Source organism: Lentzea sp. NPDC051208, from assembly GCF_040682435.1.
In the GTDB taxonomy this organism is placed as follows: Bacteria; Actinomycetota; Actinomycetes; order Mycobacteriales; family Pseudonocardiaceae; genus Lentzea; species Lentzea kristufekii.
This window is the reverse complement of the sequence record NZ_JBFBAW010000030.1, coordinates 42,623-66,576: the sequence shown is the minus strand read 5'-3', so window position 1 is coordinate 66,576 and position 23,954 is coordinate 42,623. Positions and strand designations below refer to the sequence as shown.

The following is a 23,954-nucleotide window of genomic DNA, read 5'->3' as shown; positions in this document are numbered from 1 at the left end:
GCCACGTCAGCGATCGGTGCGCGATCGGTCAGCAGAGGTCGACATGGTGGTGCCATGACGTGGTTGCGCAAGCCCTGGGTGGGCCCGTTGGCGTTCGTGGTGGTGGCGTTCGTGGCGTTCTCGCTGCCGCCGTACCTGACCGGTGATCGTCTGCAAGCACGAGTGCAGTCGGACTGGGGACCGCACTACCCCCTGCTCGTCGTGCACGTCGTCTGCGCGTCGATCGCCATCATCACTTGCGTGGTGCAGATCTGGCCGTGGTTCCGTGGCCGTTTCCCCATGTGGCACCGCCGCATCGGCCGTGTCTACGTGTTCGCCGGTGTGCTGCCGTCCGGGCTGTCCGGTCTGGTCATCGGCTGGATGACGCCGTTCGGGCCGGTCGCCCAGGTGAGCAACGTGCTGCTGGCGGTGCTGTGGCTGGCCTTCACGTGGCTGGCGTGGCGTGCGGCGCGACAGCGCCAGTTCCGCGACCACCGCAAGTGGATGATCCGCAGCTTCGTGCTGACCGTCTCGATCATCACCAACCGGATCTGGGGCGTGCTCGCGTTCCTCGCGTTCGCTGACCGCGTGCCGGAGGCGGAGCTGCCGCACACGATCGCCGGAATCTCGACTTGGGCCGGGTGGACGATCCCGTTGCTGCTCTCGCAGTGGTGGCTGGAGCGCAAGCCCCGCCGGCGTGCCGTGGTGGAGCAGCGGGAGGCGGTCACCGTGTGAGCCACTCCCGCCAAGGTGGGCTGACAAGGCGTTATGCGGCGACTACCGTCGGCAGTCATGAGGCTACTGCTCGCTGTCCTGATGATGGTCGTCCTCGCCCCGGTCGCGTCCGCGGCACCGGCGACCCCCACCGCACGCTGCGAGTTCATCCCGACGCCGGACAACCCGGCCGCCCGCCCGGTCCAGCCGCCCAGCGCCGTCGTACCGGCCAGGGGCACCGTGAAGGTCACCATCGTGACGAACTACGGCGTGGTGATCGCGAACCTCGACCGCGCCAACGCCCCGTGCGGCGTGGAGAACTTCGCCCACCTGGCGCGGAGCTGGTTCTACACGATGTCGCAGTGCTGGCGCCTGACCGACACCTCGCGCCTGGGCGTGCTGCAGTGCGGCGACATCTACCGCGCCGAGGAGGGCGGGCCCGGTTACCGGTTCGCCGACGAGGTGACGGGCGAGGAGACCTACCCGCGCGGCACCATCGCGTACGGGAACCAGGGGCCGGGCACGAACGGCAGCGAGTTCTTCATCGTGCACTCGTTCGCCAACATCAAGCCGCTCTACACCGTGATGGGCCACGTCACCTACGGCATGGACACGCTCGACCGGATCGTGAAGGCCGGGATCGTGCCGCAGCCGGACGGCACGCTCGACGGCGCGCCGAAGAAGCCGGTGAGGATTTTGCACGTGCTCGCCCACTAGTTGCTCATTTTCCGAGTAGTCGCCGTTTCGTTGAAACGGCGACTATTTGCGTTTCAACTGGTAAGGCGAAATTCCGGTACGCGATCTCCGTCACATGCTCTACCTGGCCTGTTGAGCCATTGGAACCATCGACCTTTAAGACGGATTTGATGCTCGTTGTGATCCCGCTCGCCTTCAGGAATCAATTCCGCAGCTCCGGCGCTCAGGTCACCTGAACGGCGGTAGTACCGGCTAGTAGCCTGCATTTCAGGAAATCCCGTCGCATTAACAGGAAGTCGTGCCCCGTGCATCGGCTTGTTTTCGCATGCACTGAAGGAGACACACGAGTGGCACCCGAGTTCGAGCCGGCTCGACTCGACGACGTCGACGACCTGCTCAGGCTCTACCGGCGGGCTCACGGCGCGAACTACCCCATCGCGATGGGCACCGACCCCGACGTCATGGCCGCCGAGATCGAGGCCGCGCACACCACGTGGCTGGTGTGGCGCAGCCACGGCCGGGTCGTCGCCTCGATCACCGGGCACGTGGAGAGCGCGGACCGCCTCGGCAAGATCGCCGGGCTGGTCGTGGACCCGGACGCGCAGGGTGACGGCATCGCGCACCACGCCGTCGGGCAGATCACCGGCCTCATGCTCGCGAGCGGCGAGGTCGACTCGGTCTACGGCACCGCGCGGACGATCCACCTCGCGCCGCAGCGGGTGTGCCTGCGCAACGGGTTCCACCCGCTCGGGCTCGTGCCGAACCTGTTCAAGCACGCCAAGCGCGAGACGATGACGTTGCTGGCCAAGCACCGCGACGGTGTGCTGGAGCAGCGGGCGCAGGTGCACAAGGTGCCCAGGAGTCTGGAAAAGCTCATCATGGCCACGCACGCGACGATGCCCGCGCTGCCCGAGTTCGTCGAGGACACCGCCTTCACCGCCGCCGAGCCGTCGCGGCTCGAGGTCATCGAGGCACCGCAGTTCGTGCAGCGGCACTTCGAGCACACGATCAACGACCCGGCGCGGCGGTTCTACCCGCTGCACAGGCCGAACGTGCTGCTGGCCGACGAGCGCGGCGAGTACCAGATCTACGGGCACCTCAACCGGCACGACGGTTACTGCACGATCTTCGGTGCCACACCGAGCCCCCAGGCACTGCTCCCGCACCTCGGTGGCGTGATCGACACGCTGGCCGGACTGGGCGCGCCGCACGTCGAGACGCTGGTGCCGCTGCACGAGTTCGACGAGCTGAGTGCGCTGCTGGCCTTCGGTTTCCTGCCCGTGGCGCTGTACCCGGCGATGCGCAAGGACGGCGAGGTCTACCACGACTACGTGGTCATGGTGCACACACCACAGCCGCCGGACTTCCGCGGGCTCGCGATCGACGAGGCGTTCCGGCCCTTCACCGAGCAGTACATCGAGCTGTGGACGCAGAAGTTCCTCAACACCAACGGAGTGTTTCGCGCATGAACCCGCACCTCGGTCCGGTGACGGTGCCGGACCCATCGCTGCGCGCCGTCCAGGCGCTGTGCGACATCGCGGCACCGTACGACCACAGCGACACGGACCTGTTCCTGGAAGCGATGAACGAGTCGAACCGCTGGCACGCCCAGCGCAACGAGTTCTTCCGCAGCCTGTGGAACGGCAAGCCGCTCGAGGACATCACCGACCAGCCGTTCGTGCACGCCAACTTCTTCAAGATGCACGAGGTGCTCTCTGTGCCGCGCGACAAGGTCGTCGTGCACGCCACCTCCTCCGGCACGACCGGGCAGAAGTCGCAGATGTTCTGGGACGCCTGGACCCTGCGGGCGGGCCGGCGGATGGTCGCGCGCATCTACGACCACAACGGGTTCATCTCCCCCGAGCCGGTGCACTACCTGATCAACCTCAACCAGCCGGCACCCGGCGTGAAGCTCGGCAGCTCGTTCACCGGCCAGTTCATGACCGACTTCGCGCCCGTGGAGTCCGTCGACTACGGCCTCGCGCACACCGGCACCGGGCACGAGTTCGACGCGTTCGGCAGCATCCGCGCGCTGCAACGGTTCGCGGACAGCGGCCGGCCGGTGCGGATCTTCGGGTTCCCGGCGTTCCTGAGCTTCACCATCGACCGCATGCGCGCGATGGGCGTCGAGCCGTTGCAGCTCGGCGAACGCTCGATGGTGTGGTTCGGCGGTGGCTGGAAGGGCAACGCGGACAAGCAGATCTCCAAGTCCGAGCTGCGCGCGAAGGTCACCGAGATGCTGGGCATCCCAGACGTGCGGATCCGCGACAGCTACGGCTCGGTCGAGCACTCGGTGCCGTACGTCGAATGCGCACACCACAACCTGCACGTGCCGACGTGGTCACGTGCGATCGTCCGCGACGTCCGGACGCTGGAACCGCTGCCGTACGGCGAGTCCGGCTACATCCAGTTCGTGTCCCCGTACATCACCTCGGCGCCCGCGCAGAGCGTGCTGATGGGTGACCTGGCCGCACTGCACGCACCTGAGGAGTGCGGTTGCGGCAACGAGACCCCGTGGTTCGAGATCCTCGGCCGCGCCGGCGTCTCCCGCAACCGTTCCTGCGCCATTGCGGCCGCAGAGCTTCTGAAAGGTAAGGCATGAGGCACTTCTGGCAGGGTGAGTGGGTCGGCGACGAGGCTGTGGCGCCGCGGCTCGACACCCTGGACGACCGCACCCAGCAGGTCATCACCGGACCGCGCCTGAACCCGCTCGTCGTGCTCGCCGCCGCGGAGAAGCTCGACCTGGACCGGCACCGCGCGTCACTGGTCGCGTGGGGCCTCGACGAGGTGGAGGTCGACGAGACGCTGGACGCGCTGCGGCACGCGTTGAGCCGTACTTCGCTGGAAAGCAAGCTGAAGCGCGAACTCGGCAACCTCGACCCGGCACGCATGGTCCGCTTCGACTTCCGCACGCCCACCTACGAGGCCTGGGTGCCGCTCGGCCTGCTCGCCCACGTGACGGCGGGCAACGCACCCGCCGCCGGTGTCCTGAGCGCCGTCGAGGGCCTGCTCTCGGGCAACCTCAACGTCATCAAGGTCGCGTCGGACGACTCGGGGTTCACCGCCGAGGTGCTCGCCGCGCTGGCCTCGCACGACCAGACCGGTCAGATCGCCGCCCGGCTCGTCGTGCTGCACTTCTCCTCTTCGCGCACCGACTGGATGTCGCGCGTGCTCGGCGCCGCCGACGCCGTCGCGGTGTGGGGTGGCGAGGAGGCGATCGCCGGCGTCACCGAGCTGGTCAAGCCCGGCGCGCGGGTGATCGACTGGGGGCCGAAGCTGTCGTTCGCCTACCTGACCCGCGACGCGTGGTCCGATGTGGACACTCTGCGCGCGCTGGTCACGGACGTCTGCCGCTTGGAGCAGCAAGCTTGTTCCAGTCCACAGGTGATCTACCTCGACACCGAGGACCCGTCCCAGGTCTTCGCCTTCGCCGAACGATTCGCCTCCGTGCTGGAGCAGACGGGGCCGCCGACCCGCGAGCCCTCGCAGGCCGAGTGGGCGGAGATCACGAACACCGTCCTCGTCACCCAGCTGGAAGAGCACCTCGGGTTCACCAAGGTGCACGCCGGTGAGAACTGGCGTGTGCTGGCGGACGTGCGATTCGCCCCGCGCACCTCGCCGTTGTTCCGGACGGTGTGGGTGAAGCCCCTGCCGCGCAAGCAGATCACCTCCGTGCTGCGGCCGATGCGCCGTTACCTGCAGACCGTCGGCCTCGCGGCGGACCGGCCCGACACGGCCGCGCTCGCGCGTTCGTTCGTCTCGGTCGGCGTGCAGCGGATCACCACGCCGGGTTCGATGCTCGGCGGGTACGGCGGTGAGCCGCACGACGGCGTCTACGCGTTGCAGCGCTACAGCAACCGGGTGTCCGTGCAGCTCGACGACAGGTTCGCCGCGGACGCCTCGCTGGACGACCTGGCCGAGTCGCGGCAGCTTCCGGTTCCCCCTGTTCCGGTGACCCCGAAGTCGGACTTCGAGACGCTCCAGGACCGTCCGGCGGACGTGTACTTCCGCAGCGGAGGCAGTTCCGGCGCGCCCAAGCTGTCCGCGTACACCTGGGCCGACTGGGACGAGCAGATGTGGGTCGGCGCCGAGGCGTTGCTCGCCACCGGGCTCGACCCGCGCCACGACCGCGTCATGAACCTGTTCTTCAACGGGCACATGTACGCGAGCTTCGTCAGCTTCTTCTCCGCGCTGGAGCGGATGAACGCCGTGCAGTTCCCGATGGGCGGCCAGTGGGGCCAGCTCGACGCGATCGCGCAGGCCGTTGTGGACAACCGCGTCGACACGCTGCTGACCGCGCCGTCGTTCGTGCAGCGGCTCTTCGCCGAGCACGGCGCGATGCTGAAGGAGTACGGCGGCATCCGCAAGATCTTCTACGCGGGCGAGCACTTCGGCGCCCAGGCCATCGCGCGGCTGCGGGACGAGTTCGGCGTCGAGACCATCCGCTCGGCCGCCTACGCGACGGTCGACGCCGGTCCCGTCGGTTACCAGTGCCAGGCGTCGTCCGGCAAGGTGCACCACCTGTTCACCAGCCTGCACACGATGGAGATCCTCGACCCCGAGAGCGACCGGCCGGTGCCGTCAGGTGAGGCTGGCAGGCTGGTCTTCACCACGCACACGCGGCGTGGCCAGCGGCTGGAGCGCTACGAGATCGGCGACCTGGGCCGCTGGGTCCCCGGCGACTGTCCCTGCGGCCGCCAGACGCCCCGGTTCGAGCTGCTCGGGCGCACCGGAGACGTGTTCCGGGCCGCCGCGCAGACGTTGAACTACCGGCGGTTCCTCACGGTCCTGGAGGACGAGCACGACTACTCCGGCGCGTTGCAGGTCGAGCTGAACGAGGACGCCGGTGGCGAAGAGCTGGTCGTGCGCCTGGAAAGCGGGCGCGCGCCGGAGCCCGCGGTCACCCACCGCACGCTGTTGTCGCGGTATCCGGAGGTCGCGGAGGCCGTCGAGCAGGACGGGCTGCTGACCGTGCGCGTCGAGAACGTCGTCCTCGCGGACTTCCAGCGGACGAAGAGCAGCGGCAAGTTGATCGCGGTCGTCGACCAGCGCGGCAGCAGGAGCGTGTGAACGATGTCCTTGCTCGACCTCGTCTGCTACGCCCGCACGCATTCCCCGTTCTACAAGGACCTGTACGACGGCTACGACCCCTCGACGCCGTTGCCCGAGCTGCCGGTGGTCGACCAGGCCGCGTTCTGGGCGGCGAACACCATCCGCGACAACCAGGTGCTGACCCGTGCGCACACCGACGGCCTGATCTTCAAGACCGGCGGCACCACCAAGGCCCCTCGCGTCTCCTTCTACACCAACGACGAGTGGGACGCGATGTGCCGCACGTACGCGGAAACGCTGCCCGCGGTGGGGCTGCGGCACGGTGACCGAGTCGCGAACCTCTTCGCCGCCGGCGAGCTCTACTCCAGCTTCATCTTCGCGCTGAACGCGTTGCAACGCTCGCCGATCGACCTGGTGCAGCTGCCGATCACCGGCAGCGCGCCGGTCGAGTTCACGCTGAGCACGATGCAGGACTTCGACGCCACCGTCGTGGCGGGCTTCCCGACGACGCTGTGCCGGCTGGCCGCGCACGTTCGTTCCGAGGCCGGCTCACTGCCGTCGGTGCGGCTGGTCCTGTTCAGCGGTGAAGCCCTGTACGACGACCAGCGCGCACTCCTGCTGCAGGCGTTCCCCGGCGCCGAGTTCCGTTCGTTCGTCTACGGCAGCGTGGACGGCGGAATCATCGGCACGGCGGTGCTCGGCTCGGACGACCCGCGGGTGTTCCGCTCCTTTGTGGACAGCTCGGTGCTGGAGATCGTCGACGCCGACACCGGCAAGCCGATCACCTCACCAGGACGGCCCGGCCGGTTGCTGCAGACCGACCTCACCCGGCGGCTGCAGCCGATGATCCGGTACCCGGTCGGCGACCTGGCCGAGTGGGTCGACGTGGAGGACGGGATCTTCCGCCTGCTCGGCCGCGCCGACGAGGGCGCGCGGGTGGGCCCCGTGACGCTGCACCTCGACCACCTGCGGGCCGCCGTCGACCGCGCCGGGATCACGCACAACGGCGTGCAGGTCGTGATCCGCCGGACCGACGCGCGGGACCAGCTGGTGCTGCGCATCGCCGGTGCGGCGCAGGACGTCTCCGCCGTGCAGGCCGAGGTGTACGTGATCAGCCCGCGGTTCGAACTGCAGGTCGGACGCGGCGTGGTGGCACCGCTCGCGGTGGAGTGGGTGCCCGCGCTGGAGGTGAATCCCCGCACAGGCAAGACCGTGCGGCTCCTCGACGAGCGCCCCGTGTAGTTAGTGTGTGCCGGTGCGAAAGATCCTGGTCATCGGTATCGGCGCGGGCAACCCCGACCACCTGACGGTGCAGGCCGTCAAGGCGTTGCAGACGGTCGACGTGTACTTCGTGCTGGACAAGGGTTCCGTGAAGCAGGAGCTCGTCGACCTGCGCGCGTCGATCCTGGCGGAGCACGTGACGCGCCCGTACCGCTGGGTCGAGGGCCGGGATCCGGAGCGCGACCGCAACCCCGCCGACTACAAGGCGACGATCGACGCCTGGCGCCGCGACCGCGCGGACGTCGTCCTGGGGTTGCTGTCGGAACTGGGCGAGGACGAGGTCGGGGCGTTCCTGGTGTGGGGCGACCCGTCGCTGTACGACTCGACGCTGGCGATCCTCGACGACCTGCTGGCGCGCGGCGAGTCGTTCGAGGTGGAGGTCATCCCCGGCGTGACGTCGGTGGCCGCGCTGACCGCGGGCCACCGGGTGTCGCTGAACCAGGTCGGCAAGCCGGTGCAGATCACGACCGGCCGCCGGCTGGCCGCCGGGTGGCCGTCCGATGTGGACGACGTGGCCGTGATGCTGGACGCGTCGTACTCGTTCGAGGGCGTCGACCCGGACACGTGGATCTACTGGGGCGCCTACCTCGGGATGCCGGACGAGATTCTGGTCTCGGGCCGCGTCGGGGACGTGGCGGCGCGGATCCGCGAGGTGCGCGAGGAGGCCCGTGCGCGCAAGGGCTGGATCATGGACACCTACCTGCTGCGCAAGCCCTGATCGGGGCTACTCCGCGATCAGGCGGCTGACCGAGCGTTCGACGAGTGCACGGGTCGCGTTCGGCGTGGTGAACGCCAAGATCGACATGTGCACGACCATGTCGAGGAGGTCGTTGGCGTTGAACTCGGCCGAGATCCTGCCTTCCATCTGCGCCCGCCCGATGGCCTCGACCTTGTGCCGGTACGCCTCGGCCTCGGCCGCGGGAATGGCCTCGAAGCCGTTCTCGAGCCGGTGGTACGCCGCGAGCCTGAGCAGCTGCGGCTGGTCGCGGTAGGAGTCGAACAACCGGCCCGCGTAGCCGGGCAGGTCGTCGGGCGTGATCGGGACCTGCTGGATCATGCGGTCGATCTGGATCCTCAGCAGCTCGTCGAACAGCCCCTCCTTGCTGCCGAAGTAGGCGTAGATCATCGCCTTGTTGCACCCGGCCTTGGCCGCGATGCGATCGACCCGCGCGCCGGCGATGCCGTACTGCGCGAACTCGTCCATCGCCGCTTCGAGGAGCTTGGCCTTGGTCGCTTCCTTGTCCCTCACCACACCCCCCATCTTAACCAACCGGTTGGTTCTGGCAACTAACCGGTTGGTTGACAGAGTTGCGCCGGTCTGGTTGCCTAGATCTAGCAACCAAACAGTTGGTTAGTTCAACCAACCGGTCAGTCAGGAGAGCGCCATGAAGGTCGCACTGGTCACGGGTGCCTCGTCGGGGATCGGCGAGTCCACGGCGGTCGAGCTGCACAAAGCCGGCTACACGGTGTACGCGGCGGCGCGGCGGGTGCAGCGGATGGAAGGGCTCGCCGCGCAGGGCATCCGGGTGCTGGAGATGGACGTGACGCGGGACGAGTCGATGGTCGAGGGCGTCAAGAAGGTCATCGCGGAGACCGGGCGGATCGACGTGCTCGTCAACAACGCCGGGTACGGGTCGTACGGCGCGGTCGAGGACGTGCCGCTGGGCGAGGCGCGGTACCAGTTCGAGGTGAACGTGTTCGGGCTGGCGCGACTGGTCCAGCTGGTGTTGCCGCACATGCGCGAGGCCGGGCGCGGCCGGATCGTCAACGTCTCGTCGATCGGCGGACGGATCTACGAGCCGCTCGGGGCCTGGTACCACTCGACGAAGTTCGCGGTCGAAGGGCTCAGCGACTCGCTGCGGCTGGAACTGAAGCCGTTCGGGATCGACGTCGTCGTCATCCAGCCCGGCGGCATCAAGACCGAGTGGGGCGGGATCGCGGTCGAGAACCTCGAGAAGACCTCCGGTGGCGGCGCCTACGCGGCGCAGGTCAAGCAGTTGTCCGGGTTCTTCGCGCAGATGGATCGCGCGAGTGAGCCGAAGGTGATTGCGGACGTCATCGTGAAGGCGGCCCAGGCGCGGCGGCCGCGGACCAGGTACGCGGCGGGGTTCGGGGCGCGGCCCATCCTGTTCGCGCGCAGGGTGCTGTCCGACCGGGCGTTCGACGCGCTGTTCCTCGGGGCGCTGCGCCGGTTCGCCTAAGGCCTGTTGCACCCATCTGGCCAGGTACCTTCGGTTCAGAACCACCGAGGGGAGTCGTGTGCACGAGGGGCTGTCGCCGGAGGCCGAGAAGCTCTACCTGGCGATGCTGCGCGGAGACGTCACCGAGCCCGGCCCGGCGCACGAGGAGCTCGAACGACTCGGGCTGATCAGGAACAACGACGTGCGCCCGCCTCGTTCGGCACTGGCCGCGATCGCGTCGGGGCACGAGGCCGCGGCCGTGCGGGCCAGGGAGACCGCCGAACTCCTGGCCGCCGCCTATGCCGAGCGCGGCGCGAAAGAGGTCGACTTCGTCGAGGTCCTCAAGGACGCGGACGAGGTGATCAGCGCGTTCGAGGAGATGCAGAGCCAGGCCAAGTCGGAGATCCGGGCGCTCGATCCCGGTTCGTACCTGAGCCCGCAGCCCGAGGCGAGTCCCGCACAACCCCCGGCGCTCGCCCGCGGTGTCGCCTATCGGGTCGTGTACGAGTCGGCGTTGTTGCAGAGCGAGCGCGGGTTCGCGTCCGTGCAGGAGAGCATCGCGGTGGGCGAGCAGGCGCGGACGTTCCCCGGCGTGCCGCTGAAACTCGTGATCGCCGACTCGGACCGGGCGTTGATCGCGGTGCCGACCGTGACGGGCGGGAACGTGGTCGCGCTTCTCATTCACCCGTCCGTGCTACTGAGCGCGTTGAGCGAGCTGTTCGAGGCGTTCTGGCGAATGGCGGTGTCGATCACCCCCAGCGGCCAGGAGGACAGCCAGCAGGAGCCGACCACGGCCACCCGGAGGCTGATGGCACTGCTCAGCGCCGGCCTGACGGACGAGTCGATCGCGCGCGAGCTCGGCGTCAGCGAACGCACGGTGCACCGCAGGGTGAGCCGGTTGCAGCAGTTGCTGGGGGCGCAGACCCGGTTCCAGCTCGGCGTCCAGGCGTCACGGCGAGGTTGGCTCTAGTCACCTAAAGTCACAGCGCTGACGATCTTCATCACTCTGCGAACACGATCGGTGACGGTTTCCAGACATGGCGACTTTCTGCCATCACCCAAGAGTGTTAAACGCAGTTTTTTCCCTTCTCCTCTGTTGCAAGCGCGGTCTTACCCAGGCCGTGCGGGGGCAGGAAGGGATCTACCGTGAGGAAGTACTTCAGAGGCGGCATCGCCGCGGTCACAGGGGCGCTGATCGCGACGAGCATCGTGCTCGCGCCGACGGCGAGCGCGGCCGCCGAGCAGGACCCGGACACCCAGGCACTCGCGGGTGCCCTCGCCACGCAGGAGGTGACCTGGGAGGAGTGCACCTTCCCCGGCGTGGCAGAGGAGACCGTCAAGAGGTTCAAGACCGTCAAGGGTCTCGCCTGCGCGACCATCCAGGTCCCGCGCGACTGGCACAACCCGGCCGACGGCAACACGATCGGCATCCGCGTCTCCAAGACCGAGACCGCGTACAAGGGCACCAGCCGCCAGGGCATCGCGCTGGTCAACCCCGGTGGCCCCGGCGGCTCCGGCCTGCCGTGGGGCGCGGCGATGGCGCTGCGCGCCCCGGTTCTCGCCGGCCAGTACGACTTCATCGGCTTCGACCCGCGCGGTGTCGGCCTCTCCTCGCCGCTCACCTGCAGCTACACCGTCCCGAACAGCACTGACATCAACGTGCTGAACAAGGCGAAGGTCGACGGCTGCCTCGAGAACCCGCTGACCAAGTTCATCACCACCGAGCAGACCGCATACGACATGGACTTCATCCGCGTCGTGCTCGGCGAGAAGAAGATGAGCTACATCGGCTACTCCTACGGCACGTGGCTCGGCACCTGGTACGCCGCCACGTTCCCGAGCAAGGCGCACCGCTTCCTGCTCGACTCGGCCGTCGACGCCTCGCAGACGACGCTCGAGAACACCTGGGACCTGCAGCCGCGCACCCGCGACCGCCAGTTCCAGGAGGCGCTGCTGCCGTACATGGCGCGCAACGACGCCGAGTACGCCCAGGGCACCGACCCGATGGAGATCCGCCGCAACTGGGAGAAGGCCGGCGGCACCCGTGAGTTCCTGGGCCAGCTGTTCGTCGCGTGGTTCGTGATCCCGGCCATGTACGACACGAGCCAGTACCCGACCGCCGCCGCCGCGGTGTCCGCGGTGATCGGCACCCCGGCCGCCACCGGCACCGACGCGGAGAAGGTCGAGCAGCTCGTCTCGAAGATGCTGGCCACCAAGGGCCTCACCGACGAGAACAAGGCGTTCATCGCGAAGGCCAAGGCCAACGCGCTCGCCGCCATCGCCAAGAAGGAACGCGTCGCGGTGAAGTCCACGACGGCCGCCGCCGAGGTCGAGACCTGGGACGCGACGTTCGAGGCGATCCGCTGCCAGGACGGTCAGTGGAACCAGAACCTGCACTACTGGAACTACTGGCTCGCCGACCTGACCGTGAACGCGCCGTTCATCGCGCCGTTCATGAGCACGCCGCTGTGCGCGTACTGGCCGACCAAGAACGCGATGCCGAAGCCGGACAAGAAGACGTTCCCGCGTCTGCTGGTCGCGCAGTCCGAGCTCGACGCCGCCACCGCCTACGAGGGCGGCCTCGCCACGGCGAAGGCGCTGCCGAACGCCAAGCTGATCAGCGTCGACAACGAGGGCTCGCACGGCCTGTTCCCGTACAACACGGACTGCGTCGACGACCCGATCGTCTTCTTCTTCCAGACCGGCGCCACCCCGCGCAAGCAGTTCACCGGCTGCCAGGCGCTCCCGCTGCCCGGTGAGGACAAGACGTTCGAGGTCGGCGGCAAGCTCACCAACGGCAAGGTGAAGATCAAGATGATCACGCCCGCGGTGAAGGAAGCCAACAAGATCGTCAAGGACCTGCTGAGCGGTTCCTCGACGGCCAGTGCCGACGAGTCGGGCATGCCGGCCAACCTGTAACACCCCCTGCAGGACTGCGGTCCCCGGCACGCTGTGCCGGGGACCGTTCCCATCTGCGGGCAGCCGCGGCCAGGACCGCAGCGGGTTTTGCTAGCGCTGCCACCACTTCTTGCGCACCACGTCGATGACGACGCAGGTGATGTTGTCCGGGCCGCCGTTGCCGTTCGCCAGCGCGATCAGCTGCCAGGCCGCTTCTGTCCCGTCCTCTGTGGACAGAAGGACGTCGTGGACGTCGCCGAGGTCGGTGTAGTCGGTCAGGCCGTCGCTGCACAGCAGGTAGCGGTCCTCGACCTTGGCCTGGTGCCACGTGAGGTCCGGGTCGTGCGAGTTGCCGGACTGCAGAGCGCGCAGCACGTAGGCGCGGCGCGGGTGGACCAGTGCCTCCGCGGGCGTCATGCGGCCGGCGTCCACCAGAGCCTGGACCATGGTGTGGTCGTGGGAGATCTGGCGGAGTTCGCCCTCCCTCAGCAGGTACGCGCGGGAGTCGCCGATGTGCGCCAGCTGGAAGGCGAGGCCCTCCCAGCGAATCGCGGTCAGCGTGGTGCCGGCGCCCTGGGGCGTCTCGGCGTCGAGTCTGCGCGCGATCTCGGCCACGGCGGGCCCCAGGTCGCCCTCCCAGCTCGCGAGGACGTTCACCGCGAGCGCGCTGGCCACTTCACCGTGCTCGTGGCCGCCCATGCCGTCCGCCACGGCCTGCAGGTCCTCGCGGACGTAGACCGAATCCTCGTTGTGCTCGCGAACGAGCCCAGGATCGGTCGCCACGGCGATGCGCAGCTCGTGTGTCATGTCTCCAGTAGATCAGTTGTGAAGTGAGTTCACAAGCAATACGGTTGTGAACATGGATGAGACGGTCAACGCCGGTGACATAGCGCGCCTCGCCGATGTGGGGCGGGCGGCCGTGTCGAACTGGCGGCGGCGGTTCGAGGACTTCCCCTCGCCGGTCGGTGGGACGGCCTCCAGTCCGTTGTACCTGTTGCGCGACGTGGAGTCATGGCTTCGGCGCAACGGCAAGCCGTTCCGCGTCTCGCCGGCCGAGCGGTTGTGGACGCAGCTGCGGACCGCCGACGACCTGAAGCTCGGCGAGGCGCTGGCCGCGGTCGAGGCCGACGCGGAGACGTTCGAGTTCCTGCACGAGCGGTACCTGGAGGCCCACTCGCGGCTGTTGAACCCCACTCCGCCCGAGGTCGTCGAGGTCGTCCTGGCCACCACGGACGGGGACACGGTGATCGATCCGGCGTGCGGCACGGGGAGTCTGCTGAAGGCGTCAAAGGCGCGGAACAAGATCGGGCAGGAGCTCGATCCCGTGTCCGCGGTCATCGCGCGGCGCCGGATGCCGGCCGCGCAGATCTTCACCGGCGACTCGTTGCGGCACAACGGGGTCCAGGTGAAGGCCGACGCGGTGGTGTGCGATCCGCCGTGGCACGACCGGGCGTGGGGGCACGAGGAACTGGTCGGCGACGCCCGGTGGACCTACGGCCTGCCGCCCCGCGGCGAACCGGAGCTGGCCTGGTTGCAGCACTCGCTGTCGCTCGCGAAACCCGGCGGGCTGGTGGCGGTGCTGCTGCCGTCCGCGGCGGCGTCGAGGAGGCCGGGCAAGCGGATCCGCGGCAACCTGCTGCGCGCCGGGGCGCTGCGCGCGGTGATGACCGTGCAGCCTGGGCGCGATCTGTGGCTGCTGCGCAACCCGATCGGCCGCGCGCCCGAACACATCGCCCTCCTGGAGGCACCGGGCCCGCTCGACCCCAACACGAGGGTCATCGACCTGCTCGACGACGACGTCGACCTCAGTCCGTCCCGCCGCAGCGGCACCGACGCGTCCGCCTACCTGGCGGCACAGCCGACGTTCGGCCTGCCGCCGTTGCCCGAGTTGCGGCACCAGGACGCTCCCCCGATGACCACCATCGGCGAGCTGGTCCGCGCGGCCCCCGGCAAGCACGTCGTCACGTCCCCCACTGGCGCGACCTACGAGATCGATCCGCGCAAGGTCGACCCGGACTTCCTCGAAGGCGTGCTGCGCGCCGCGTTCGCCAGGACGCCGACCGGCTCGACCCGCCTCGACGTGCGCCGGACCCAGGTGCCGTCGCTGCCGCTGGCGGGACAACAGCGGTACGGACAGGCATTCGCGCAGCTCAAGGCACTGGAAGCAGGCCTGGACGAGGCCGCCGCGCTGGTTCGTTTGGGCTACACTGGACTTCTGAGCGGACAGGTCGCGCCGGCGTGATTCCGGCGGATTCACCCGATCGGGATGTCCTGAAACGCTGTTACGGTCGCCTCGCGTACGAGGAAGCGCGGGGTCGGCGAACAGGTGAAGGCAGTTAGGCTCCCGGGGTGCTGATCGCCGACCGCTATGAGATCGACGACCTGCCGCTGGGGCGGGGTGGCATGGGCGCCGTGCACAAGGGCCGGGACCTGCGCCTGGATCGGCGCGTCGCGGTCAAGCTGCTGCGGCTGCCCGGCAGCGACGACGAGGTGGCGCAGCGGTTCGCGCGCGAAGCGAGGATCGTCGCCCGGCTGGAGCACCCCGGAGTGCCCGTCCTGTACGACTTCGGGACGTTCGAGCAGCGCCTCTTCCAGGTCATGCAGTTCGTCGACGGCGTGACGGTCGCGGACCTGGTCGGCGAGTTCGGCCCGCTGCCCGAAGCTTGGGCCGCGAACATCGCCGCGCAGACCGCCGCGGTCCTGGCCGCGGCGCACGAACGCGGCATCTGCCACCGCGATCTCAAGCCCACCAACCTGATGCTGTGCCCGGACGGGGCGGTGAAGGTCCTGGACTTCGGCCTGGCGCTGCTGCGGGAGAGCGACGTCGCCCCGTTCAGCCGGGCCGGGCAGATCCTCGGCGCGCCCTCGTACATGGCGCCGGAGCAGATCCAGCGCGGCACCGCCGAGCCCCGCAGCGACCTGTACGCGCTGGGGTGCGTGCTGCACGAGATGCTGACGGGCGAACAGCTCTTCACCGGGCCGACGGCCTACGCGGTGTTCGACAAGCACGTCAAGGAGGCGCCGCGGCCCGTCCAGGGCGCGCTCGACCCGTTGGTGCAACGGTTGCTGGCCAAGGAGCCCGACGGGCGGCCGGAAACGGCGCTGGAGGTTTTCGAGGACCTGCAAGGGTTTGCGCAGGACCCGCCGGCGTTGCCCGGTTTCGTGCGGGACGGCTCGACGGCGATGTACTCGAGCGTGCAGGTCAGGCCGGGATTCGGTTCACCTCGTGATCACCGGTCGCCCACAGGTGCTGCACCGCGTACGCCCGCCACGGTCGCCACGCCTCCGAACGCCTGAGCAGCGCCGCGGGCGTCGTCGGCAGGCCCAGGGCCTCCGCGGCCAGGCGGATGCCGAGGTCGGTCGGCAGGAACGCGTCGGGATCGCCCAAAGAGCGCATCAGGATCGACTCGACGGTCCACGGGCCGAAGCCCGGCAGCGACGAAAGCCATTCGCGCGCAACGGCTCGGTCCGCGCCGGGAGACAGGTCCAAACCGGACTCCAGCGCGCCCAGCAACGCGGCCATCGTGCGGCGGCGGGACTCGGGCATCGCCAGCGCCGCAGGGTCGAACGACAGCGGGAACAGGAACAGGTCGCCCACCGGCGTGCCGAAAGCCGCCACGAGGCGTGCGGCGTGCGTGCGCGCGGCCTTCGTCGACACCTGCTGACCCAGCACGGCACGAATAGCGAACTCCGCGCCGTCGACCGTGCGCGGCACACGACGACCAGGGGCAGCCGAAACCAACGGCGCCAAAAGGGGATCCGCGGACAAAGCCGCATCGACCACTAATGGATCGGCGTCGAGGTCAAGTAGAAATCGGCACAGGTCTAGAGCACTAGCCGAATCGCGAGAATCCGACAGTTCCAGCGTGCACTCGACGTGATCCGGGAACGGTCGCAAAGCCGCGATGCCGAAACCGCAAGGAAGCCGCAAGGTGCGCCGGTAGACACCGTTCCGCCACTCCTCCACGCCGGGCACGGCGGTGGCGATGAGGTGGCCGAACAGGTTGTCAGGACACAGAGGTGCTTGAAAGTGCAACTTTTCCGAGAACGTGACCGGCGGCATACCCGCCAGCATGACGCCATTCCAACCGAGACGCTGGCGGGAAAGCGACATCATTCCGGACGGGGCCAACCGGGTGACCTGCTTCGCGGCGCGAAAATCCGTGGCTAGGCTGACCGTCGCGCCGTGGCAAGAGTTGTCGGTTTCAGCATGGAAGGGCGGCGTCGCGTGCGATGAGAGCGGCTTGGACGCGGTTGTCGCACCGAAGTTTCGTCAGCAGTCGGCTGACGTGGGCTTTGATAGCCCCTTCTGAGAGGTACATGAGCCGTGCGATCCGTGCATTCGCCATGCCCTGCGCCAGGTACACCAACACTTCCTGCTCGCGTCGGGTGAGCAGGCTGATGCGGCTGCGTGCGGCGTCACGGCGTTCCGAGTCGGCGCCGGTGAAGTGGTCGATCAACGCACGCGTCGCGGACGGCGAGAGGATCGCCTCTCCGGCGGCGACGGCGCGCACGGCGTTCACCAACGCGTCGGGTTCGCCGTTCTTGAACAGGAATCCCGCCGCGCCGGCGCGCAACGCGGGGAAGAGCATCTCCTCGGTGTGCGGCGTGCACAGCATGATCACCTGCGTGCCCGGCACGTGCCTGCGCACCATCCGCACCGCCGCGAGGCCTTCCATGCCGGGCATGGAAGCGTCCATCAGCAACACCTGCGGGCGTTGGCGCCGCGCGAGTTCGAGCGCTCCACCACCGTCACCGGCCTCGCCGACCACCACGACGTTGCCGGCGCGTTCCAGCACACCGCGGACTCCCGTGCGGATCAGAACCTCGTCGTCGGCGATGCCGACGGTGATCGTGCGCGGTTTGTCCACCAGTTGCAGACCTGCGCTCGCCCACGAGGTGCTCGTCGTCAACGTCATGCGCACTCCCTGTCAGACCGGACCAGTCACCAGTTTGTTCCCGAACGAGGCGTACGGGAAGGCAGGCATAACGAAGAGGTTGCGAACCGTCTCACGCACACGGAGGCGTAACGGGGTGCACATGACGGGTCACCGCACACGACCTGCGAGGACGCCGGACCGAGACAGGAACTTCCTGCCGTTACGGCTTGAGGAGAGGGACCTATGACCAGCAACGGGCGTTGCGCACTATGCGACGGCACGATGCCTCCCGCCACCTCCGAACAACGCAGGTCCTACTGCTCCAACGCATGCCGACAACGGGCGTATCGCCGGCGGGTCACCGTTTCCACGGCGACGCCCGTCACCAGGCAGAACGTGCGCGTGCTCTCGAACCTGCCCGCCGCTCGCGACACGTTCGTCGGCCGCCAGCAGGAGCTGTCGAAGCTCGACCAGCTGTTGCGCAGGCATCGTCTCGTTACGCTCGTCGGCAGTGCGGGTGCGGGCAAGACGAGGCTCGCGCTGGAGGCCGCGGGAAGGTTGCGACGCGGACGAACGGACCGGGTCCTCCTGGTCGCGCTGGGCGAGATCACCGCTTCCCGAGACGTCATGCCCGCCCTCGCTGACGCGCTCGGGGTCACCGTCCAGTCCGACGAACCGTTGCGCGACACCGTGGTCGAGACGCTCGTGAACATGAAAGTGCTCGTGGTCCTCGACAACTGCGAGCACCTCCTCGACACGTGCGCCGAACTCACCGACATGCTGCTCAACCGCTGCCCCGGCGTCCGGGTGCTCGCGACGTCACGCGAAGCCCTGTGGATCACCGGCGAGGTGAGCTTCCACGTCGAGGGTCTGCCCGTCCCCTCCACGGATCGGGACCTGGTCACGACGGCGGCGCCGCGCTCGGAGGCCGTGAAGCTGTTCGTGGACAGGGCTCGTGAGCGCAAGCCCGACTTCCGGCTGAGCCTCGACGACACGGCCGCGGTCGCGCTGTTGTGCGCACGGCTGGAAGGCATGCCGCTCGCGATCGAATTGGCCGCGCGCTGGGTGCAGTTGTTGCCGGTCGCGGCGATCTGCGACCGCATGGACGAGCCGCTGGAGCTGCTGACGCTGGGCTGCCGCAAGTCGCCGTCGCGCCAGAGTTCGCTGCGCGAGGCCATCGACTGGAGCTACCAGCTGCTGCAGCCGGACGAGCAGTTCGCGCTGCGGCGGCTGTCCGTCTTCGACGGCGGCTTCGACCTGGCCGCGGCCAACGAGGTCTGCTCGTCGGAACGCTCCGCGGAGCCCGTCCTGGACGTGCTGTCACGACTGCAGGCCAAGTCGTTGCTGGCGGCCATCCCCGGCACGACGAGGTTCCGCCAGCTGGAGACGATCCGGTTGCACGCCAGGGAGAAGCTGCTGGCCGCCGGTGAGCTGGACATCGCCTACGAGGCGCTGGCCCGCTGGTTCACGGACCTCTCCGACGTGCTGATCACTGCGCCGCTGTCGATGCCCGCGGACGTGCAGCACAAGCTGGACAACCACGTCGACAGCCTGCTCGGCACCGTCGAGTGGGCGGCCGATCGCGCCGACGAACGGTTGCTGCTGCTCACCGCGGCCCTGGCGGACTGCACCGCGCGACGCGGGCTGCTCGGCCAGGCGCGCGTGATGCTGCGGGACGCGCTGCGCCGGCCGTCCACTCGGGACGACTACCGCTGCGTGGCGCTGAACCACGCCGCCCGGTTCGCGGCCGAGCAGGGCGACCACGACGAGGCCGCCGAACTCTCCGCCGAGGCGTCGCGGCTGGTCAGGGACATCGGGCAGCCCGCGCTGGTGATGAGCAGCCGCAGCACGCTGGCGGCGGTCCAGCAGTCGTCCGGCGAGTGGGAGGCCTCGGTCGAGAACAACACCGAGTGCCTGCGCGTCGCGGAGTTGCTCGGCGAGCCCCTCGCGCGTGCGACGGCGTTGGTCGATCTGGCGCGCACGGCGTTGTCGCTGGGCAAGCACGAACGTGCCGAGAAGAGCGTCATGTCCGCGTTGCCCATCTCGCGCGCGTCGGGCGTTCCCGCGCGCATCGCCTCCGCTCTCAACACACGCGGCGCCGTCGCGTTGGTGCAGGGCGATCTGGACGAAGCCACACACGCCTTCCAGGAGGCGTTGCGAATGGACGGTCTCAACCCGTTGACCGCTCCCGACGCCCTGGAAGGTCTCGCCGTGGTCGCCTTGACGCGCGGTCAGGCCGAGCGCGCGCTACGGCTCGAAGCGACCGGACGGGCCATGCGCCGGTCTGTCGGTGTGGTGCCGAATCCGTTCTGGGCGGAGAAGGTCGCTGGGGCCATGCGCACCGCACGGCTGATGCTGCCCGCCGCGCGCGCGGAGGCCGCGGCGACTCCGTTGACCGCCGCCGACACCGAGGCGTTCATCCAGGACGAGGTGTGGCTGGACCGCACCGAGGCGGCGTTCGGCTCGCTCGACGACCACGAGCGGCGGGTGGTCGCGTTGCTGGCGAGCGGGCTCACGAACCAGCAGATCGCGAACCGGCTCAACGTGTCCGTGCGGACCGTGGCCTCCCGGCTGCAGCGGCTGCGGGACAAGCTGGGGCTGCAGAGCCGGGAGGACATCGCGGCCTGGGGTGCGGAGCGCGCTATCGGCTGAGCGCGTAGACCTTCACCCACAGCTGACACATCGCCTTCGTCGCCAGCCTGGCGTCGGCGGCCTGGCCGGCGGCGAGCCTGAGCGCCTCGAAGTCGGTGGTCGTGCCGGGAATGGCGAGGACCGTCATCCCGGCCGCGTGCGCCGAGCGGATGCCCGGCCCGGAGTCCTCGACCGCGAGGCACTGCGCGGGCTCCAGCCCCAGCTTCCGCGCGGCCACCAGGTACGGGTCCGGCGAAGGTTTGCCGTTCGCGACCTCCTCGCCGCTCACGATCACCTGCACGTGCCGCAGGAGCCCGGACGCCGACGCGGCAGCCCGCACGTACCGTCGCGGTGCCGCCGACACCAGCCCGACGGCACCGAGTTCCGCCGCGAGGGCGACGAGTTCAGCGGCGCCCGGCTGAAGCCCGAACGTCCCGCGCGCGATCGCGTCGACCATGCCGTCCACGCACTCCGACATGGCGCGTTCCGGCGTGAGACCGTCGCACCGGTCGGCGAGGTAGGCACCCCAGCTCGTCCTGCCCTGGATCGCGGCCCAGTCGGCGCGGGTCCAGGAGAGGTCGTGGCGGGCCGCGACAGCGCCGATGACCTGGTTCCAGGTCGTCGCGCTGTCCACGAGGGTGTCGTCGAGGTTGAAGACGGTCGCGAGAAGCGTCACGTCGATCATGGTTGGGGCAGGACGCGCCGGGACGCTCGGCGGACTAGCCGGTTTGACCCGATGGTGCGAACTTGCCGCCCTTCACGGAGAGCAGGAACGCGGACCACGAGCCGGGCGCCACAGCAAGGTGGGTGATGGGCGCCTTGGTGTCGCGGATGCCGACGCCAGTCGCTACTTCAACGCAACTCTGCCCCTGTGCGCTGTAGGTGCTCTTACGCCACATGGTCAACGCGACTCCTTCTAGCCCGCTAGCTCTTCGATCCTCCTTCGCGATTCTTCCGCATCCAACGCGATGCGATCGAGCGACTTCAGCACGGTGTCGTGCCCACCAACGGCCTTCACGCCCTCGACGATGAGAGTGGAGTTCTCAGTGTCAAGGAAGACCATGGACTCGTACCTGTCGAACGTCATCAGATCGAACGCACCGCCGAACCCAGGGTGCGCCCCGACCGAGATCGGGACGATCCGAATGGTGATGTAGGGCCGAACCCACATCCTCAACAGGTGGTGAAGCTGCTCCTTGAGCACGTCCGTGCCTCCCACCGGCAGCAACAGTGCCTGCTCATGGACGTAGAAGGTGCAGTCGAGGCGCTGTCTGAACACGTCCTGCATCGCCATTCGAGCGGCAACACGCTGCTCGACTTCCTCACTGGGAACGTTCGCGCTGGCGAGGATCACCGCCCGGATGTAATCCGACACCTGCAAGAGACCGTGAACCAGCAGGGGGTTCCAGCTGATGAACTTCTTGGCCTTCTTCAAGTGCTCGAACCAGGTGCGCGGGAGGATCGGCTGGTGGTCACCGTGGTGCTGCCACCAGTCCTTCGTGTCCGTCTGGCGGTAGATCCGGAGCAGGTGCTCACGTTCTTCCGGCGGTGTGCGGCAGAAGCCGAGAAGGACGGCCAGGTCCACCTCTGAGCAGCCGCCCTTGCCGTTGACGAGGTCGGACAACTTCCCTGGGTCCCAGTCGATCTTCTCGCAGATCTCGCGCGCGGTCATGCCCGTGGCGGACAGCGCGGCTCGTACCGCGTCGCCGAACTCGCGCCCGCGCGCCGTGGAGAAACGCTTTGGCATGGAACGAAGTTAGGGCCGACCGTCCTCTTTGTGCAGTGGCCCAGGCGAAACTCGACCCGAAGGGAGTTCGTCTCGGAACCCCTCCAATGGTTAACCAACTAGACCGGAACTGGACGTCGGATCCCTACTAAACCGTTTTCGAACTGCTCCATTCGAGTGACGGCAGAGGTCTAGACCTTGACCTTCGAGTGGTCTGGACCACATCGTTCTGGCACCCCCTGCGACTGAGGAGACCGATGTCCAAGTCCCGATGGCATCTAGCTGCTCTCTTCGCGGCTGTCGCCGCGATGGTCCTCGGAATCGTCGTCGTCCCCGCTGCTAGCGGTGCCGGTGGCGTTTCCGCCACGTTCTCCAAGGGTTCTGACTGGGGAACGGGCTTCGAGGGCAAGTACACGATCAAGAACAACAGCGCGGCGGCCCTGACCGCGTGGACCGTCGAGTTCACGCTGCCCGCCAACCACAAGGTCACCTCGCTCTGGGACGGCTCGTACACGACGAGCGGCCAGACGGTCACGGTCAAGAACACCTGGAACGGCAGCATCGGTGTCGGCGGGTCGGTGAGCTTCGGCTTCAACGGCTCCTACTCCGGCACGTTCGGTGCGCCGACCAACTGCAAGCTCAACGGTGCCTCGTGCGACGCCGGCGGGGTCGACCCGACGACGACCACCACGACCACGACCACCACCACGACGACCACGACGACGACGACCGGCCCGCCCCCGCCTCCGGGGAAGATCAACCTGGGCTACTTCGCGGAGTGGGGCGTGTACCCGGCGCGCAACTACCAGGTGAAGAACATCGACACCTCGGGTTCGGCATCGAAGCTCACGCACATCAACTACGCGTTCGGCAACGTGACCGGCGGCAAGTGCACCATCGGTGAGGCCTACCCCGCCATCGAGAAGTCGATGACGGCGGCGGAGAGCGTCGACGGCGTCGCTGACACCTGGGACGCGCCGGTGCGCGGCAACTTCAACCAGCTGATGAAGCTCAAGAAGAAGTACCCGCACCTCAAGGTGCTCTACTCGTTCGGTGGCTGGACCTGGTCCGGTGGTTTCGGTGAGGCGTCGAGGAACCTGCAGACGTTCGTCGACTCCTGCTACAACCTGCTCGAGGACCCGCGCTGGGCGAGCCTGTTCGATGGCATCGACATCGACTGGGAGTACCCGAACGCGTGTGGTCTGTCGTGCGACACCAGTGGCTTCGCGGCATACAAGAACATGATGCAGAAGCTGCGCGAGCGGTTCGGCCCGAACTACCTCGTCACCTCGGCGATCACCGCTGACGGCTCCGACGGCGGCAAGATCGACGCGGCTGACTACGGTGGCGCGGCGCCGTTCCAGGACTGGTTCAACGTCATGACGTACGACTACTTCGGTGCGTGGGCGGCCAAGGGCCCGACGGCTCCGCACTCCCCGCTGACGTCGTACACCGGCATCCCGACCGCCGGCTTCAACTCCGAGGCCGCGATCTCGAAGCTGCGCTCCAAGGGCATTCCGGCCAGCAAGCTCCTGCTCGGCATCGGCTTCTACGGCCGCGGCTGGACCGGTGTGACGCAGGCTGCCCCCGGTGGCACGGCGACGGGTCCGGCTCCGGGCACCTTCGAGGCGGGCATCGAGGACTACAAGGTCCTGAAGACCAAGTGCCCCGCCACCGGCACCATCGCCGGCACGGCCTACGCGTTCTGCAACGGCGAGTGGTGGAGCTACGACACCCCGCAGACGATCACCAGCAAGATCCAGTGGGCACGCGGCCAGGGTCTCGGCGGCGCGTTCTTCTGGGAGCTCAACGGTGACACCGCGAACGGTGAGTTGATCACAGCGATGAAGAACGCCCTCGGGTAGTCCTTCTAAACGCCGGGAGGGGAGCTGGGTCAACCCAGCTCCCCTTTTGTTT

General features: G+C 68.4%; 21 protein-coding genes. 14 read left to right on the top strand and 7 right to left on the bottom strand.

The genetic code is table 11. The annotated features are described in order from the left end of the window. The first annotated feature begins 54 nt into the window (after window positions 1-54). The 7 genes from AB0M48_RS42230 to cobF all read left to right on the top strand — a co-directional run bounded on the left by AB0M48_RS42230 (window position 55) and on the right by cobF (window position 8,440). Window positions 55-714, top strand: coding sequence for a DUF2306 domain-containing protein (locus AB0M48_RS42230; RefSeq protein ID WP_363853944.1), 660 nt, complete (start codon window positions 55-57; stop codon window positions 712-714). Between the two features lie 57 nt (window positions 715-771). Further along, window positions 772-1,410, top strand: coding sequence for a peptidylprolyl isomerase (locus AB0M48_RS42225; protein ID WP_363853941.1), 639 nt, complete (start codon window positions 772-774; stop codon window positions 1,408-1,410). Between the two features lie 326 nt (window positions 1,411-1,736). Next, entirely contained in the window at window positions 1,737-2,858 is a 1,122-nt protein-coding gene (locus AB0M48_RS42220) for a GNAT family N-acetyltransferase (protein ID WP_363853938.1), read from the top strand. Continuing rightward, complete coding sequence (locus AB0M48_RS42215) at window positions 2,855-3,991, top strand: hypothetical protein (RefSeq protein ID WP_363853936.1); 1,137 nt, start codon at window positions 2,855-2,857, stop codon at window positions 3,989-3,991. Before AB0M48_RS42220 ends, AB0M48_RS42215 begins: the two co-directional genes overlap by 4 nt. Then, window positions 3,988-6,459 carry an acyl-CoA reductase gene (locus AB0M48_RS42210; protein ID WP_363853933.1) on the top strand — a complete coding sequence of 824 codons (2,472 nt, stop codon included), beginning with the start codon at window positions 3,988-3,990 and terminating at the stop codon, window positions 6,457-6,459. Before AB0M48_RS42215 ends, AB0M48_RS42210 begins: the two co-directional genes overlap by 4 nt. 3 nt (window positions 6,460-6,462) lie before the next feature. After that, the gene (locus AB0M48_RS42205) at window positions 6,463-7,683 is read left to right on the top strand and encodes a phenylacetate--CoA ligase family protein (RefSeq protein ID WP_363853930.1); all 1,221 of its coding nucleotides are present in this window, start codon (window positions 6,463-6,465) and stop codon (window positions 7,681-7,683) included. Window positions 7,684-7,696: 13 nt separating this feature from the next. Further along, window positions 7,697-8,440, top strand: a complete 744-nt coding sequence (gene cobF / locus AB0M48_RS42200; protein ID WP_363853927.1) for a precorrin-6A synthase (deacetylating) — start codon at window positions 7,697-7,699, stop codon at window positions 8,438-8,440. Between the two features lie 6 nt (window positions 8,441-8,446). On the opposite strand, the gene AB0M48_RS42195 is transcribed toward cobF, so the two are convergent. Continuing rightward, window positions 8,447-8,971: a TetR family transcriptional regulator gene (locus AB0M48_RS42195; RefSeq protein ID WP_363853924.1), complete on the bottom strand. Its 525-nt coding sequence runs from the start codon at window positions 8,969-8,971 to the stop codon at window positions 8,447-8,449. Between the two features lie 136 nt (window positions 8,972-9,107). Here AB0M48_RS42195 and AB0M48_RS42190 point away from each other — a divergent pair, with 136 nt between their 5' ends. The 3 genes from AB0M48_RS42190 (at window position 9,108) to AB0M48_RS42180 (ending at window position 12,821) form a co-directional block, all read left to right on the top strand. Continuing rightward, entirely contained in the window at window positions 9,108-9,923 is an 816-nt protein-coding gene (locus tag AB0M48_RS42190; RefSeq protein WP_363853921.1) for an oxidoreductase, read from the top strand. A gap of 58 nt (window positions 9,924-9,981) precedes the next feature. Beyond that, window positions 9,982-10,872, top strand: a complete 891-nt coding sequence (locus AB0M48_RS42185) for a helix-turn-helix domain-containing protein (protein ID WP_363853918.1) — start codon at window positions 9,982-9,984, stop codon at window positions 10,870-10,872. Between the two features lie 176 nt (window positions 10,873-11,048). Further along, the gene (locus tag AB0M48_RS42180) at window positions 11,049-12,821 is read left to right on the top strand and encodes an alpha/beta hydrolase (RefSeq protein ID WP_363853915.1); all 1,773 of its coding nucleotides are present in this window, start codon (window positions 11,049-11,051) and stop codon (window positions 12,819-12,821) included. 90 nt (window positions 12,822-12,911) lie between these two features. On the opposite strand, the gene AB0M48_RS42175 is transcribed toward AB0M48_RS42180, so the two are convergent. Next, window positions 12,912-13,607, bottom strand: a complete 696-nt coding sequence (locus AB0M48_RS42175; RefSeq protein ID WP_363853912.1) for a protein phosphatase 2C domain-containing protein — start codon at window positions 13,605-13,607, stop codon at window positions 12,912-12,914. Window positions 13,608-13,659: 52 nt separating this feature from the next. Between AB0M48_RS42175 and AB0M48_RS42170 the strand changes: the two genes are divergently transcribed. Further along, on the top strand, window positions 13,660-15,042 hold the full coding sequence (locus AB0M48_RS42170; protein ID WP_363853909.1) for an N-6 DNA methylase: 1,383 nt from the start codon (window positions 13,660-13,662) through the stop codon (window positions 15,040-15,042). A 107-nt stretch (window positions 15,043-15,149) separates the two neighbouring features. Further along, a complete protein-coding gene (locus tag AB0M48_RS42165; RefSeq protein ID WP_363853907.1) occupies window positions 15,150-16,097 on the top strand; it encodes a serine/threonine-protein kinase in 948 nt (315 codons plus the stop codon). On the opposite strand, the gene AB0M48_RS42160 is transcribed toward AB0M48_RS42165, so the two are convergent. Next, window positions 16,003-16,863, bottom strand: a complete 861-nt coding sequence (locus AB0M48_RS42160) for an AlkA N-terminal domain-containing protein (protein ID WP_363853905.1) — start codon at window positions 16,861-16,863, stop codon at window positions 16,003-16,005. The two genes, AB0M48_RS42165 and AB0M48_RS42160, sit on opposite strands and share 95 nt — an antisense overlap. A gap of 142 nt (window positions 16,864-17,005) precedes the next feature. After that, window positions 17,006-17,719 (bottom strand): response regulator transcription factor, encoded by a 714-nt coding sequence (locus AB0M48_RS42155; RefSeq protein WP_319988517.1) that lies wholly within the window; start codon window positions 17,717-17,719, stop codon window positions 17,006-17,008. Between the two features lie 204 nt (window positions 17,720-17,923). Here AB0M48_RS42155 and AB0M48_RS42150 point away from each other — a divergent pair, with 204 nt between their 5' ends. Further along, the gene (locus AB0M48_RS42150) at window positions 17,924-20,332 is read left to right on the top strand and encodes a tetratricopeptide repeat protein (RefSeq protein WP_363853902.1); all 2,409 of its coding nucleotides are present in this window, start codon (window positions 17,924-17,926) and stop codon (window positions 20,330-20,332) included. Here the strand turns inward: AB0M48_RS42150 and AB0M48_RS42145 are convergent. From AB0M48_RS42145 to AB0M48_RS42135, 3 genes are read right to left on the bottom strand one after another with little or no spacing between them, the layout of a single operon-like run. After that, entirely contained in the window at window positions 20,322-20,987 is a 666-nt protein-coding gene (locus AB0M48_RS42145; RefSeq protein ID WP_363853900.1) for an HAD family phosphatase, read from the bottom strand. The two genes, AB0M48_RS42150 and AB0M48_RS42145, sit on opposite strands and share 11 nt — an antisense overlap. A 43-nt stretch (window positions 20,988-21,030) precedes the next feature. Then, complete coding sequence (locus AB0M48_RS42140; protein WP_363853970.1) at window positions 21,031-21,210, bottom strand: DUF397 domain-containing protein; 180 nt, start codon at window positions 21,208-21,210, stop codon at window positions 21,031-21,033. Between the two features lie 17 nt (window positions 21,211-21,227). Continuing rightward, window positions 21,228-22,058 carry a helix-turn-helix transcriptional regulator gene (locus AB0M48_RS42135; protein WP_363853897.1) on the bottom strand — a complete coding sequence of 277 codons (831 nt, stop codon included), beginning with the start codon at window positions 22,056-22,058 and terminating at the stop codon, window positions 21,228-21,230. A 236-nt stretch (window positions 22,059-22,294) separates the two neighbouring features. Between AB0M48_RS42135 and AB0M48_RS42130 the strand changes: the two genes are divergently transcribed. Beyond that, a complete protein-coding gene (locus tag AB0M48_RS42130; RefSeq protein WP_363853894.1) occupies window positions 22,295-23,902 on the top strand; it encodes a glycosyl hydrolase family 18 protein in 1,608 nt (535 codons plus the stop codon). Window positions 23,903-23,954: the final 52 nt, after the last annotated feature.